Raw genomic sequence first — 13,370 nt, 5'->3', positions numbered from 1 at the left:
CTGTGAAGCAAGTCTTGAAGAGGTCGGGATCGAGCGCGTTGATCACGTCGTTGAGCGTGTCGTGCGCCGGGATGCCGCGCTCATAGGGCAGGAAACGGCGCAGAAAGTCGAGGCGCTGCTCACCCCACAGCTTCGTCTCGACGAAATCGTCCATGCCGCACAGCGTCGCGCACAGCACCACAAGCAGGATTTCCGGCAGCGGGTAGGCGACACGCCAATGCTGGCGGGGATCAGACAGCGCCGAAAAATGATCTAGAATTGAATGCGAGTGGCAAGCGTGGCGCGACATCGAGGGCTCCGCAAATCACGAAGCCCCTCATGAATCACATTCGCATCCCATACGCACCTCCCGTTAACCCGAAGCGATTGCCCTGCGCACAAGGCCTGCCGGGCTTGACTTTCCGGGCGCGTTCTTTATGTGTCGCGCCAAGTTTCCCGCGTCCGGGTGTTCTCCCCGTGCTCCAGCGGCCAAAACTCCACGAACAAACGGACTGATATCATGGCCAAAGCCGCAAACATCAAGATCAAGCTTCTGTCGACCGCCGACACCGGTTTCTTCTACGTGACCAGCAAGAACAGCCGCACCAAGACGGACAAGTTGTCGTTCCGCAAGTACGACCCGGTCGCCAAGAAGCACGTCGAGTTCAAGGAAACCAAGATCAAGTAATCTGGGTTTTTCCTCTGCAATGCCGAAACGCCGCCCAATGGGCGGCGTTTTCGTTTGTAACCACTTGATTTCATTGTATCCGCGCAAAGGCACCAGCCAAAAGGATTGACCGTTCGCCAGGGTTGCGGCACCCTTGGGTCGTGGGCTGGCAGGGGGCGCTGAACAAGGCCCCTACGGATGTCGAAGAAGTTGAAAGCTGCAATCATTGCAGCCCTTGTTGCCCTGGTTGCCGGCATCGCCGTCAGCAACGGGCTGATTAGTCAGCAGACGGCCGACGAGATCAAAGCCAGAACTGACCAGGTTTTGACCGAGGAGGCAGCCCCGCCTGCGCCTCAGCCTGCGCCTGATAATCCCCCTGCATCTTCTACCGAATCTACGCCGGCTCCGAGTCCGCCTGCAGTGGCTCCGCAATAAGGGTCCCAACAGGGTCAATGAAAAAAGCCGCGCAAGGCGGGCTTCTGTCGTGCATGCGATGCAAAGAAGTGGTCAGGCCGGCTGCGCTTAGCCTGAAAGCATGAGGTCGCGCGCCGCGCACAATTCCACGTACCACACGCCATACACCTCGCACCATCACCATGCCTGCGGAGTGTATCGTTTTAATACAATCGCCAATTGGTAGACTCGCACGATGGATAGGCAGTTAGGTTCAGCGTCAGGCCAAAAGGGGGGAAATGCCTCGAACTGGGAGAGAAACGATGTCCATTCAAAAGGGTGACTATAGAACCAACAGAGCCGACTACGCGATTGCCGCGACGCATGGCGGAGTGACCGCCGAAGACAGCATTCGAGACGAGATTCTGGCAAGAAGAAAGAAGTCCCTGTGGCTAAAAGAGCGGCGATCAGCCAAGTCGGCTGAGAACCCAATGGACAGTTCGCCGCTGCCTAAAAGAAGCCCTCGCGGTTAGACGCCACAGCTGTCTTCCGCGATCACACCATAACCACACATCGTCGACTAATCCATACTTGCAGATGCAGCCGGCGGTATTGACCTCTCGCACGGCGGCTCTAATTCGTGACGAAATGGCTTCCGTTCTTTTTAAAAGACGGCAGGACTAAAGTCTTGTTCTCTACGCGCAAAGGTCTGAGGGGTCCTGTTAGGTTCCGGAAATGTCTGTTGGACGTTCCGTTACTTTAGTTAATTGAGATGTAGTGTCCCCTTATATTTCCTGCCCGACATTTGGCGCCTGATACGACCGTTCGTAATCCGCAGGCCAGTCGTTCAGCAGGTTCAGCGCCTGTGCAGATCGCCGTGCAACTGGTCGATCGCGTCCCAATGCCCTCAGCCCGGGCTGAGTTCCCTCAACCGATGCGATCACCGCTTTTCGGATCGAACAGATGCAGCGACGCTGGATCGGCCGCCAGCCGTACCACGTCGCCGGGCCTCACGCCGGCACGGCCCATGGCAAAGACGCAAAGCTGCTGGCTGGCCAGCTTGACGTAGAACTGCGTCGAAAGCCCGAGTGGCTCCACCACCACCACCTCGCCCTTCAACGCACCGTCATCCGCCAGCCGGATATGCTCGGGCCGCAAACCGACGGTGATGGCGTCACCGTCCTTCAGCGGCAGGCCTTCCGGTAGGCGCAGCGCCTGGCCATCGGCCAGCACGGCCTCCGAGGCACCGCTCTTGCGGATCGTCGCCGGCAGGAAATTCATGCCGGGTGAACCGATGAAACCGGCGACGAACATGTTGGCTGGCCGGTCGTAGAGATCGAGCGGCGCGCCGACCTGCTGGATCAGCCCGTCATGCATGACGACAATCCGGTCGGCCATGGTCATCGCCTCGATCTGGTCATGCGTGACGTAGACGGAGGTGGTTTTCAGTTGCTGGTGCAGCGCCTTGATCTCGGCGCGCATATGGACGCGCAGTTTGGCGTCGAGGTTCGACAGCGGCTCGTCGAACAGGAAGACCTTGGGGTCACGCACGATGGCACGGCCCATGGCGACGCGCTGGCGCTGGCCGCCGGAGAGCTGCCGCGGCAAGCGTTGCAGGAGGGTGTCGAGCCCGAGCCGCTTGGCCGCGCCGTCCACCCTCGCGTCGATCGTCGTCTTCTCCGCTTTCTTCAAGAGCAGGCTGAAGCCCATGTTCTTCGACACGTCCATATGCGGATAGAGCGCATAGGACTGGAACACCATGGCGATGTCGCGGTCCTTCGGCGCGACATCGTTGACCAGCCGCTCGCCGATGCGGATCTCGCCGCCGGAAGCCTCCTCCAGCCCGGCGATCATGCGCAAGAGCGTGGACTTGCCGCAGCCTGACGGCCCGACCAGGACGACGAATTCGCCATCGGCGATTTCAAGGTCGACCGCGTGCAGGACACGGACGGCGCCATAATCCTTGCGGACCTTTTCGAGCGTAACAGAGGCCATCGATCTATCCTTTGACGGCGCCGGCGGTCAGGCCGGTGACGAGATAGCGTTGCAGGAAGGCGAAGAAGATGCAGACCGGGATCAGCGCCAGGATGGACGCCGCCATCATCTGTCCCCAGTCGACGGCGAACTTGCCGATGAAGGTAAGCAGGCCGACCGCGAAGGTCTTTTGGTCGTCGCTGGAAATCAGCATCAGCGCGAACAGAAGCTCGCTCCACGCGGCTGTGAAGACGAAGCCGAGTGTCGCGCCCATACCGGGCAGCGTCAGCGGCACGATCACCTTGCGCATCGCTTGCGCGCGGGTGCAGCCATCGATCATCGCCGCCTCTTCCAGGTCCTTTGGAATGCCGTCGAAGAAGGACTGCATCAGGAAGGTGGCAAACGCGGTGTTGAAGGCGGTGTAGATGATGATCAGCCCGGTCAGGCTGTTGATCAGCCCAATCTGACCCATCACGCGGTAGATCGGCGGAATGACCATCACCAGCGGAAAGGTCTGGGTCAGCAGCAACATCAGCGCAAGTGCTGCCTTGCCGCGAAAGGTGAAGCGCGACATGGCATAACCGGCGAGCGTCGCAATGACCGTCACCAGCGCCGCTGTCGACACCGAGACGATGACGCTGTTGAGAAAATAGCGCGGGAAGTCTGTGGCCTCGAGCACGGTGACGAAATTCTGCAACGTCATCTGCGATGGCCAGAAGGTGATGCCCTCGGAATAGAGAAGCCGCTCCGGGGTGACCGAGATCTTCAGCGTCCAGTAGATCGGGAACAGGGCAAAGAGCACGTATGCAGCGATTGCGGCGTAAAGGCCGATGCCGCCGAAGAAGCGCTGCGAGGTTGAACGCCCTGCGATCATCAGACGTGCCTCACCAGCGTGCGACGGATGCCGATCAGCGCGATCGCATAGGCAATGAGCAGGACGAGCAGCAGCACGGCCACCGCCGAGGCATAGCCCTTGTCCAGCGATTTGAAGGCGCTGACATAGATGTAGACAGGCACCGTGTTGGTCGAGCCGGCGGGTCCGCCCTCGGTCATGACGAAGATCAGGTCGGCGAAGGTGGCGATCCAGATGGTGCGCAGCATGACAGTGATGGCGATGGTCGGCGCCAGGAACGGCAGCGTCACCTTGGTGAAGCGCTGCCAGGGCGAAGCACCGTCGATGGCCGCCGCCTCATGCAGTTCCGATGGAATGGACTTCAGCGCCGCCAAAAGGGTGATGGCGAAGAACGGAATGCCGAACCAGACATTGGCGACGATCGGCCCCCACATGGCGGTCGAAGGATCGGACAGCACATTGGTCGGCTCGGCCTTCAACCCCAGTGCAAACAGCCAGTGTGGCAACGGGCCGATGATCGGGTTGAACAGCCAGGCCCAGGTCAGGCCCGACAGGAAGGACGGCACCGCCCAGGGCAGGAACACCAGGGCTTGCACCACCTTGCGGCCCCGGAATGGCTTGTCGAGCAGCAGCGCCAGGCCGAGGCCGAGGAAGAACTGGAAGAACAGGCTGGCGACGGTCCACCACAACGTATTGACCAGCGCCTGCCCCAGAACCTGATCCGACAGCATCGCCTGATACTGCCCGAGCCCGACATATTCGGACTTGAACGCCGAGAATTTGCGGAAGGAGTAGCTGATGCCGATGACCAGCGGCACCAGAAGCACCACGACCAGAAGGATGATCGCCGGGCTGAGATAGAGCCATGGCTCGATTGCGGCGTGGGATAGCTGCTTGCGACGCGGCTTGCCGGCGGATCGTATTTCGGACACGGCGTAGGTCATGGGCTGAGGATCTGGCTCCCTGGAGCGGCGTCGGGGACAGCGTCCTTCTCCCCGTCACAATACAGGGAGAAGATGCCGGCAGGCAGATGAGGGGCAGCGCGAACCTATCGAGGCGTGGCGCCGCCCCTCATCCGTCACTTCGTGACACCTTCTCCCCGTGAACGGGGAGAAGGAAGAAAAGGCGCTTACTTCTTGTTCTTCGCCAGCCAGTCCTGCTGTTCCTTGGTCAGGAAGGCAGCCCATTGGTCGGCGACTTCCTTGGCCGTCTTCTGGCCGAGAAGCACTTCCTGGAAGTTCTTGATCGCCACCTGATCGACGAAGTTGCCGAGGTTCTCCAGATGCGTCGGCGGGGTCACCATTTCATATTTGGAGCTGTCGCTCAGCTCCGTGAACCAGCCCTTGAACTGCTCGGTCTTGAAATGGGGATCCTGGTCGGCGCCGTTGTGGATCGGGACGACGCCGACTTCCTTGGCCCATTCCAGATTGTCCTTCGGCGACAGCAGCGTCGCCATCAGCTTCCACGCGTCGTCCTTGTGCTGCGAGTTGGCAAACATCGCCCAGCCGGCATAGCCAAGGGTCGGATAGGACTTGCCGCTCGGTCCGACCGGCAATGGCGCCACGGCGAAGTCGTCGGCGCTCATCTTGTCGGCGATGCCAAGCAGCGCGTCCGGGTCCTGGTTGAGCATGGCGCAGGTGCCGGAATAGAAGCCGGTGACGGTTTCGTTGAAGCCCCAGCTCACCGCATCCTTCGGCGCCAGGCCGTCCTTGTACATGTCGGCCAGCATCTGCAAGCCCTTGACCGAGCCTTCTTCGTTGATCGTCGAGGTGCCGTCCTCGTTGAAGTAGCCACCCTTGCCGGCGGCGATGTTCATGAACATGTGCATGCCGTTGAAGGCGCCCGGCCCGCCGCGCAGGCAGTAGCCGTACTTGCCGGGAATCGCGGAAATCTTCTTGGCATCGGCGATGAAATCATCGAGCGTCGCCGGCGGGCCATCAAGGCCGGCCTCCTTGAACAATTTCTTGTTCCAGAACAGCGCGTTCACATAGTAGCCGTAGGGGATCATGAACTGGGTGTTGTTGACGGTCGAGCCGAACTGCTTGGCACGGTCGCCGAGCGTCTTGGCGTCGTCCCACTTGGCCATATAGGGGCCGAGATCCTCCAGCTGGGCGTTGTTGGCATAGAGGCCCATCCAGCGTTCCGGCATCTCGACGATGTCGGGCGTATCGCCGGCCTGCACCATGGTCAGGAATTTTTCGAAGGCCTGGCCCCAGGGCAGCGAGATCAGCTCGACCTTGATGCCGGGGTTGGCCGTTTCGAACTCGGCGATCTGTTTTTTCAGGAATTCGGTGCGCGGCGGGCTGGTGATGACTTCGACCATTTTCAGGGTCGAATCGGCCAGCGCGCCTCCGGCGGAAATCGCCAGCCCCGCAACGGTGGCAAGCATGACGGTCAGTTTCTTCATGTTCAAGACTCCCATTTTGAACCCGCTTGTTATTTTCTGGCTTTTTCGAAGGCCTGGGCGACATCCGCCCACAGGTCCTCGACACTCTCCAATCCGACATTGAAGCGGATGGTTCGGGGGCTGACGCCGAAGCGCGCCATCGAATTCAGGCCCGGCGTCTGCTCCAGCGACGCCTTGGCCGGGACGACCAGGCTTTCATGCCCGCCCCAGCTGACGCCGATGCGGAAATATTTCAGCGCGTCGACGAAGACCGGGATGTCGATATCGTCCGTCACCTCGAAGGAGAACAATCCGGCATAGCCGGCCAGCGTCGCCTTGCCCGGATGGTTCGAATAGACGGGGTGGTTGACCCGCTCGACGTTGCCATGCGCTTTCAGCCGTTCGGCGATGGTCAGGCCGCTTTGCATGTGATGCGGCAGGCGCAGCGGCAGTGTGCGCAGGCCGCGCAGCAGCAGCCAAGCCTCGAACGGCGACAGCTTGCCGCCGAGATAGGAATAGGTCTGCTCATTGATGTGCTTGATATGGCCGGCGGAACCCGCCACCACACCGGCTACGGTATCGCTGTGGCCGCCAAGGTATTTCGAGGCCGAGTGCAGCACCAGATCGACGCCATGCGTGATCGGCTTCTGGAACACCGGCGTCGCCCAGGAATTGTCGATGGTGGTGACGATGCCTTGCTCCTTGGCCAACCGCGTCAGATGCGCGATGTCCTGCAGCTCGAACATCATCGAGGTCGGGCTTTCCAGATAAAACAGCTTGGCACCAGGAAGTGCCGCAGCCACCGCATCCGGGTCGGAGCCGTCGACGTAGTCGACCTTGATGTTGAGCCGCGGCAACAGCCGCTCGAACAGCCGGTAGGCATCGCCATAGCAATTGCGCACGGCGACGATGCGCTCGCCGGCGCCAACAAAGGCAAGCACGGTGGCGCTGATTGCCGCCATGCCGCTGGAAAAGCCGCGTGCTGCCTCGGCACCTTCGAGCGCGGCCACACGCGCCTCGAATTCCATCACCGTCGGATTGTCGCCGCGCGAATAGATCGGCTGCTTTCGTTTGCCGGCAAAGGTATCGGCCATCTCGGCATAGTTGGCAAAGGTGAACAGCGAGGTCTGATAGATCGGCGGCACCACCGCACCGCCGGGGAAGGGTTCGTCATGAGCCAGCAGTGTTGCCGCCTCGGCAAGATAGTCGTGATCGAAACCTGATGGATGCTCGTTCATGTCTGGCTCGAAAGTTTGAGTTTGGCGGCACCGCGCTTCAGATCGTCCTCGACGGTGGCGATCAGCTTGAGCGCTTCGGCGCGGGCGCCCTGCGGGTCGCGGGCGGCTATGCGTTCGTAGATGGTGCGGTGGTAGGGAAAGCTGGCGTGGCCGAAGTCGCGCACGCCGAGCGGATGCTCCCAGAAGCGATGGAACAGCTCATGCATGGCGGCGATGATCTGCTCGAACAGCGGATTGCCCGAGACCCGGTAGACCGCCTGGTGGAACTCCCAGTCCTCTTCCGACGACATGCCGTCGCGCGTGCGGAACGCCTGCTCCATGATGTCGAGCTTGCGCGCGATCTCGGCGATGTCGGCTTGGCTGGCGCGTTCTGCGCAAAGCGCCGCAGCCTCCGCCTCCAGTGCGCGGCGGATTTCCAGCGTCTGCATGAGTGAGGTGAAATCATTGCCGCCTGCCAGCGTCAGCGGCATGTGCAGCATGTCGGGTGAAACAGCCGCCTTGAGATAGGTGCCGCTGCCTTGCCGGCGCTCGACGAGGCCAAGCCCTTCCCAGCGTGTCAGTGCCTCGCGCACCGTGTTGCGGCTCACTTTCAGCCGCTCGGCCAGAATACGCTCGGTTGGAAGCCTCTCGCCGGGCTGCAACGCCTCGGCGCGAACAAACCCTACCAACGCCTTCAGCACGGCGTCGTCGCGCGCCGTCGTCTGAATGGGTGGCAGGCTGTTCTGGTCCACATCTGCTCCAAGTGGTCCAATGGTCCAACCAATTTCTGCACAGACGAAAGATGCTGTCAATTGCTTGTCAGGAGGCCCATCCTTTTTCATGCTGTTGATGATGGCGACAACGCGTGTCAGGAGATCGTGCCGGCCATTTCGACCGTATCTGCTAACCCGCAGCAGCAGACGGTCCGAACCAAGTCGTCAGCGCGTCCGGCAGTCCCTGTTGGGTTCCCACTCCAACCCAAGCCACATAGCCATCGGGCCGGACCAAAACTGCGGTTGGCGCCGCAACCTCACCAAAGATGGGAAGCTCCCAGGCACCGGCATATTTTGCGTCGATCAGCCGGACCCGATCAGCCCAGAGTGCGATGTCCAGCCTGCCGGTCTCACCGAGGTTAAGCAGCACTGGCCGCGCCTCGTGCAGCAAGGTGAAGAGCCGCAATGGCCCGTTGGCGGTGACCAGATCGAGATCGGGCATTCGCCGCCCAAGCAGCGGATGCCCCTCGCCGAGGTCGTAGTGGACGCCTAGGCCGGACATCTCAGCGGCGATCCGTTTGCGGGGCTCCTCCATGCCAAGCAACTCGGCAAAGATGTCGTTCAATGCCTTGGTGCGGTCATCCGTACGACGAAGAGCGACCTGTGCCATCGTGTTGCGCAACACGCGGGCAGCGACCGGATGGCGTTCGGTGTGATAGCTGTCGAGCAGGCTTTCCGGTGATGTCCGCTTGACCACCTGGGCGAGCTTCCATCCCAGGTTCACTGCGTCCTGCACGCCGATGTTGAGGCCCTGTCCGCCCATCGGCGGGTGGACATGCGCTGCGTCGCCGGCCAGCAGGACGCGTCTGTCGCGGTATTTCGCGGCCTGCCGCGTCATGTCGGTGAACCGCGAGAGCCAGGTCGGACTGTGGACCCCGTAATCGGTGCCGTAGATGGCAATCAGCGCCTCGCTGAGCTCGCGCAGGGACGGTTCGCCGCGGGCCTCCAGGCCCGGTTCCGTCAGCACGACGCCAACTTTTTTGCCGTCCTCGATCTTACCCAGGGCATGAATTCCGATGGCGTTGCTGCGAAAACCCCATTCCGGCTCCTCCGACATCTCGACTTCGGCAATCATCCAGCTCATCGTCGGATCCCATCCGGCGAACTCAATACCGGCTGATTTGCGAATGGTGCTGCGGCCTCCGTCGCAACCAACCAGATATGTCGTCTTCAGCCGGTGGCCGTTGGACAGTTTGACATCGACGCCGCTGTCGTCCTGGGTAAACCCCGCCACCTCTTGTCCATGATAGATCGGCACCTTCATCTCGCTGACCCAATCGGCCAGGATCCGCTCGATGTGGTTTTGCCGCAGCGCCAAAAGATAATTGTGCCGGGTTGGGAAGTCGCTGATGTCCAGGCGGATCATGTGAAAGCCCACGGCCGGGCCTACCTGGCCATGCGCGAGGAACCGATCGGCAATCCCGCGCTGATCGAGCACCTCGATGGTTCGGGCATGCAGGCCGCCGGCGCGCAGGCCCGCGAGTTTCTGGTCCGGCCGTCGTTCGACAATGGCGACGTCGACGCCCGCCAACGCCAGTTCGCCCGCCAGCATCAATCCCGTCGGACCGCCCCCAGCGATCACCACCGCATGATCTGAAATCATGATCGTCACTCCCGTTTTGCGTACCTTGGTTTGGGCCGCTGTCTTACGGGAGGAGCTGGGTCTTGCCGCAAGCCCCTGGTGCGCCATATGTATGAAATGGAAGGGATCGGTATTCTTCCGCTGTCGGTTGCCACGAAACAAGCTTGTCGCGCAAGACGATATGCTGTGGCAGTTCCTGAGGACGATATCCGGATTTTCACCCGCAAAAACGCAGAGTTCCGTGCCTTGGCACCGAACTCTGATGTTCTTTTGGAAAGAAGGGGGCCGGTCGGCGTTTGGCAGCGGTACGAGGAGGCCACTAAGTGCCAGCGCCGGCCGGCCGACCCCACGGACCCAGGAGATGCGGCGGACCTGAGCATCATGGGGTATTCTGGAGATCGGAGCCGGCTGTCTATCCTCGTGCCGGCTTCGTCTTGGCCTTCACACTTGCGCAAGAGCTTATGAAAATCAACAGTTTCTTAACCAAGGCTCGCGAATCGCTTGGATTAAGGTAAACGGGTAACCCTGTCGGGTTGACTGGAAAATTGGGGCTGAACCGATTAGGCCGCCTTGGCAACGACGCGGTTGCGGCCGCCGCTCTTGGCTTCGTAGAGCGCGAGGTCGGCACGCTTCATCAGCGCCGCCACCGTATCCACGCCCTTCAGCACCGACGACACACCGACGCTGACCGTGACTGCGATCGTCTTGCCGTCCTGGCCGATGGCAAAGGGCGCCTGGGCAATTTCGGCGCGAATGCGTTCGGCCACCTTCTCGGCCACCGCGCCCTCGGTATCCGGCATCACCACGACGAACTCCTCGCCGCCAAAACGGCAGGCAAGATCGATGCCCCTGACATTCTTGCGCAGCCGTCGCGCAAATTCCCGCAACACCTCGTCGCCGCCGTCATGGCCGTGCGCGTCGTTGATCGCCTTGAAACGGTCGAGGTCGGTGATCATCACCGACAGCGGCCGGCGCCGTGCCACGGCGCGATCGAACAGCGTCTGCAGGTGGCTGTCGAGATAGCGGCGGTTGTGCAGCCCGGTCAGGCCGTCGGTCACCGCCATTTCGATGGTCTGGGTGACGCTGGCGCGCAACTGGTCGTTGTAGCGCTTGCGGCGCACCTGGGTACGCAGCCGCGCCGTCAGTTCCTGCTGGTCGATCGGCCGCATCAGATAGTCGTTGATGCCGAGTTCGAGGCCACGGATGATGCGTTCCTCCTCACCCTCCTCCGCCAGCAGGATGATCGGCACGAAGCGGGTTCGATCCAGCGAGCGCAACTGCGAACAGAGCCTCAGCGGATCGAAATCGGCGAACGCCGTCGAGATCATCACGCATTCATAGGACGTCTCGGCGGCCTGGAAGAAGCCGGCATGCGGATCGCTGGAGATATCGAGATCGGCGCGGTCGCGCAGCATCTTCTGGATGCGCTCGACGGATGATTTGCGCTCGTCGATCAAAAGTACTTTCGGCATTGTGTCCTCGGACGCGAAATTGCGGCTGAGCAACTCTTCGATGCCGATGTTGCGCGTCGTTGAGGCGCGCAGCCGCAACTCGTCGGTCAGCGACTTCAAGCGGACCAGGCTTTTGACGCGCGTCATCAGCTGCAGATCGTTGACCGGCTTGGTCAGGAAATCGTCGGCGCCGGCCTCGAGCCCGCGCACGCGGTCGGAAACTTGGTCGAGCGCGGTGATCATGACCACCGGAATGTGCGATGTCGCCGGATCGCTCTTCAGCCGCCGGCAGACCTCGAACCCGTCCATGTCGGGCATCATCACGTCGAGCAGCACAACATCGACCTTGCCGTTCTCGCAGGTCTCGATCGCGTCCGGCCCGTTTGTAGCGGTCAGCACCTCGAAATATTCGGCCAGCAGGCGGACTTCCAGCAGCCGCACATTGGCAGGGATGTCGTCGACGACGAGGATCCGCGCAGTCATTTCACAAGGCTCCGGCTCGGCTGAAAGGGCACATCACGCATCGCCCAAATAGGATTTGATGGTTTCGATGAAACGCGGCACCGAGATCGGTTTCGAAATATAGGCCTCGCAGCCACCTTGGCGGATGCGCTCCTCGTCGCCCTTCATCGCGAAGGCGGTCACCGCGATGACCGGGATGACATGCAGCTCGTCATCCTCCTTCAGCCATTTGGTCACCTCCAGCCCCGACACTTCAGGCAGCTGGATATCCATCAAGATGAGATCCGGCCGGTGCTGGCGCGCCAGATCCAGCGCTTCCAGACCGTTTCGGGTGCGCACGGTCTCGTAACCGCTTGCCTCGATGAGGTCCCGAAAGAGCTTCATGTTGAGCTCATTGTCCTCGACGATCATGACCTTCTTCGGCATTCGATATCCCGTCCCGGTCGTCCTTCCGCCCGAAGGCGACCGTCATGCGCCCATGTCTAGACGCACCAAACCCTGCTTCACTTTACGGCAATATCATTGACGAAACGGAAATCCGCGGCTGGAAAACTGCGCAAATTCCACCCCGTCCTTGCGCGTCCAAAGGGCGCGCCACGCTCTAATGGCTTGCCGCAAGCAACTCTTGCCATTACTGCGGGAGAGACTCATTCCACACCGAAGGTAGTGATGGCAAACGCAGCGTCAATGCGCGAAGAGGCGGAATCGATTGCAGTGAAGGCCCTGGGCTTCGTCGCCTCCGATCCGGAGCTGCTGCCGCGCTTTCTGGCGATCACCGGCATCGAGGCGCATTCGATCCGTCAGGCTGCCAGCGAGCCGGGTTTCCTGGCCGGTGTCCTGCAGTTCATTCTCGCCCACGAGCCGACGCTGATGCGCTTTGCCGAGGAAACCGGCACGCCGCCGGCTGCTGTCGGCAAGGCCTTGCGGGCGCTGCCGCTGGGCGACGACAACCACGAGCATTCCATATGAGCGACGATCCCGAAACCGCGCGCCAGATCGAGGAACTGGTGGCTGACGACCGTCCGCTGCTGGTGCTCGACGTCGACGACGTCTTGCTCGAATTCATCCGCCCGTTTCCGAATTTTCTCAGGGCGCGCGGCTATGATCTTACGCTGGCCTCCTTTCAGCTGACCGGAAACATCGCCGAGACGGCGAGCGGCCGCCTGGTCGAACAGCCCGAAGTCACCGCACTTCTAGGCGATTTCTTCGACGCGCAGGCCGACTGGCAGAGTATCACGGAAGGTGCTTCGGAAGCCTTGGCAGGGCTTGGCGACCGCGCGGAAATCATCTTGCTTACGGCTATGCCGCATCGACACCGGGCCGTGCGCCGCGCCCATCTCGATGCCCTCGGGGTGAGCTACCCGCTTCTGACCACTGAAATGGCCAAGGGGCCGGCGGTGGCCAAGCTTCGCGGCAAGGCCGGCCGGCCGGTCGTCTTCGTCGACGACCAGCCGCGCAATCTGGCGTCTGTGCAGGATGCGGTCGCCGATGCAGAGCTGTTCCACTTGATGGCCGACAATTCGCTGCGCGCATTCCTGCCGCCGGTGCCGGACAACGTCGTCGTCGTCCAGGACTGGCATGAGGCCGCGCCGAAGATCGCGAGCGCGCTGGGGCTCTAAAGCCCCGCTCTCAA

The 13,370-nt window shown here is 61.5% G+C and carries 14 protein-coding genes; 4 read left to right on the top strand and 10 right to left on the bottom strand.

Annotation, left to right across the window (positions count from 1 at the left end):
* The coding region (locus NKI73_RS07065; RefSeq protein ID WP_352628137.1) for a transposase family protein at positions 1-289 on the bottom strand (289 nt) is incomplete at its 3' end.
* A 210-nt stretch (positions 290-499) separates the two neighbouring features.
* Between NKI73_RS07065 and rpmG the strand changes: the two genes are divergently transcribed.
* Both rpmG and NKI73_RS07055 read left to right on the top strand, forming a co-directional pair.
* Positions 500-667, top strand: coding sequence for a 50S ribosomal protein L33 (gene rpmG, locus NKI73_RS07060; RefSeq protein ID WP_006201775.1), 168 nt, complete (start codon positions 500-502; stop codon positions 665-667).
* A gap of 695 nt (positions 668-1,362) precedes the next feature.
* Positions 1,363-1,572 (top strand): hypothetical protein, encoded by a 210-nt coding sequence (locus NKI73_RS07055; RefSeq protein ID WP_352628136.1) that lies wholly within the window; start codon positions 1,363-1,365, stop codon positions 1,570-1,572.
* 394 nt (positions 1,573-1,966) lie between these two features.
* Here the strand turns inward: NKI73_RS07055 and NKI73_RS07050 are convergent, their stop codons facing one another.
* The 9 genes from NKI73_RS07050 to NKI73_RS07010 form a co-directional block, all read right to left on the bottom strand.
* Entirely contained in the window at positions 1,967-3,034 is a 1,068-nt protein-coding gene (locus NKI73_RS07050; RefSeq protein WP_352628135.1) for an ABC transporter ATP-binding protein, read from the bottom strand.
* A 4-nt stretch (positions 3,035-3,038) separates the two neighbouring features.
* Complete coding sequence (locus NKI73_RS07045) at positions 3,039-3,887, bottom strand: carbohydrate ABC transporter permease (RefSeq protein ID WP_352628134.1); 849 nt, start codon at positions 3,885-3,887, stop codon at positions 3,039-3,041.
* A complete protein-coding gene (locus NKI73_RS07040; protein ID WP_352628133.1) occupies positions 3,887-4,810 on the bottom strand; it encodes a carbohydrate ABC transporter permease in 924 nt (307 codons plus the stop codon). The genes NKI73_RS07045 and NKI73_RS07040 overlap by 1 nt, the downstream gene beginning before the upstream one ends.
* A 185-nt stretch (positions 4,811-4,995) precedes the next feature.
* On the bottom strand, positions 4,996-6,273 hold the full coding sequence (locus NKI73_RS07035) for an ABC transporter substrate-binding protein (RefSeq protein ID WP_352628132.1): 1,278 nt from the start codon (positions 6,271-6,273) through the stop codon (positions 4,996-4,998).
* 29 nt (positions 6,274-6,302) lie between these two features.
* A complete protein-coding gene (locus NKI73_RS07030) occupies positions 6,303-7,490 on the bottom strand; it encodes a PLP-dependent transferase (RefSeq protein ID WP_352628130.1) in 1,188 nt (395 codons plus the stop codon).
* Entirely contained in the window at positions 7,487-8,221 is a 735-nt protein-coding gene (locus tag NKI73_RS07025; RefSeq protein WP_352628129.1) for a FadR/GntR family transcriptional regulator, read from the bottom strand. Before NKI73_RS07025 ends, NKI73_RS07030 begins: the two co-directional genes overlap by 4 nt.
* Before the next feature lie 151 nt (positions 8,222-8,372).
* Positions 8,373-9,845, bottom strand: coding sequence for an FAD-dependent monooxygenase (locus NKI73_RS07020; RefSeq protein WP_352628147.1), 1,473 nt, complete (start codon positions 9,843-9,845; stop codon positions 8,373-8,375).
* A gap of 539 nt (positions 9,846-10,384) precedes the next feature.
* Positions 10,385-11,758, bottom strand: coding sequence for a PleD family two-component system response regulator (locus NKI73_RS07015; protein ID WP_352628128.1), 1,374 nt, complete (start codon positions 11,756-11,758; stop codon positions 10,385-10,387).
* Positions 11,759-11,791: 33 nt separating this feature from the next.
* Complete coding sequence (locus tag NKI73_RS07010; protein WP_274533729.1) at positions 11,792-12,148, bottom strand: response regulator; 357 nt, start codon at positions 12,146-12,148, stop codon at positions 11,792-11,794.
* Between the two features lie 258 nt (positions 12,149-12,406).
* Between NKI73_RS07010 and NKI73_RS07005 the strand changes: the two genes are divergently transcribed.
* Both NKI73_RS07005 and NKI73_RS07000 read left to right on the top strand, forming a co-directional pair.
* Positions 12,407-12,706, top strand: coding sequence for a DUF3572 domain-containing protein (locus NKI73_RS07005; RefSeq protein WP_352628127.1), 300 nt, complete (start codon positions 12,407-12,409; stop codon positions 12,704-12,706).
* Positions 12,703-13,356 carry a hypothetical protein gene (locus NKI73_RS07000; RefSeq protein ID WP_352628126.1) on the top strand — a complete coding sequence of 218 codons (654 nt, stop codon included), beginning with the start codon at positions 12,703-12,705 and terminating at the stop codon, positions 13,354-13,356. Before NKI73_RS07005 ends, NKI73_RS07000 begins: the two co-directional genes overlap by 4 nt.
* Positions 13,357-13,370 lie beyond the last annotated feature (14 nt).

Origin of the sequence: Mesorhizobium sp. M0496, from assembly GCF_040321205.1 — a bacterium.
Taxonomy (GTDB): Bacteria; Pseudomonadota; Alphaproteobacteria; order Rhizobiales; family Rhizobiaceae; genus Mesorhizobium.
The sequence above is the reverse complement of the archived record's forward strand: the minus strand, read 5'-3'. Positions and strand labels throughout refer to the sequence as shown.

What these genes read in the sequence shown, in the direction of transcription:
- NKI73_RS07035 (WP_352628132.1), bottom strand. Translation starts at nt 6,273, where the DNA reads ATGAAGAAACTGACCGTCATGCTTGCCACCGTTGCGGGGCTGGCGATT.
- NKI73_RS07015 (WP_352628128.1), bottom strand. Translation starts at nt 11,758, where the DNA reads ATGACTGCGCGGATCCTCGTCGTCGACGACATCCCTGCCAATGTGCGG.
- rpmG (WP_006201775.1), top strand. Translation starts at nt 500, where the DNA reads ATGGCCAAAGCCGCAAACATCAAGATCAAGCTTCTGTCGACCGCCGAC.
- NKI73_RS07020 (WP_352628147.1), bottom strand. Translation starts at nt 9,845, where the DNA reads ATGATTTCAGATCATGCGGTGGTGATCGCTGGGGGCGGTCCGACGGGA.
- NKI73_RS07045 (WP_352628134.1), bottom strand. Translation starts at nt 3,887, where the DNA reads ATGATCGCAGGGCGTTCAACCTCGCAGCGCTTCTTCGGCGGCATCGGC.
- NKI73_RS07050 (WP_352628135.1), bottom strand. Translation starts at nt 3,034, where the DNA reads ATGGCCTCTGTTACGCTCGAAAAGGTCCGCAAGGATTATGGCGCCGTC.
- NKI73_RS07000 (WP_352628126.1), top strand. Translation starts at nt 12,703, where the DNA reads ATGAGCGACGATCCCGAAACCGCGCGCCAGATCGAGGAACTGGTGGCT.
- NKI73_RS07055 (WP_352628136.1), top strand. Translation starts at nt 1,363, where the DNA reads ATGTCCATTCAAAAGGGTGACTATAGAACCAACAGAGCCGACTACGCG.
- NKI73_RS07005 (WP_352628127.1), top strand. Translation starts at nt 12,407, where the DNA reads ATGGCAAACGCAGCGTCAATGCGCGAAGAGGCGGAATCGATTGCAGTG.
- NKI73_RS07040 (WP_352628133.1), bottom strand. Translation starts at nt 4,810, where the DNA reads ATGACCTACGCCGTGTCCGAAATACGATCCGCCGGCAAGCCGCGTCGC.
- NKI73_RS07010 (WP_274533729.1), bottom strand. Translation starts at nt 12,148, where the DNA reads ATGATCGTCGAGGACAATGAGCTCAACATGAAGCTCTTTCGGGACCTC.
- NKI73_RS07030 (WP_352628130.1), bottom strand. Translation starts at nt 7,490, where the DNA reads ATGAACGAGCATCCATCAGGTTTCGATCACGACTATCTTGCCGAGGCG.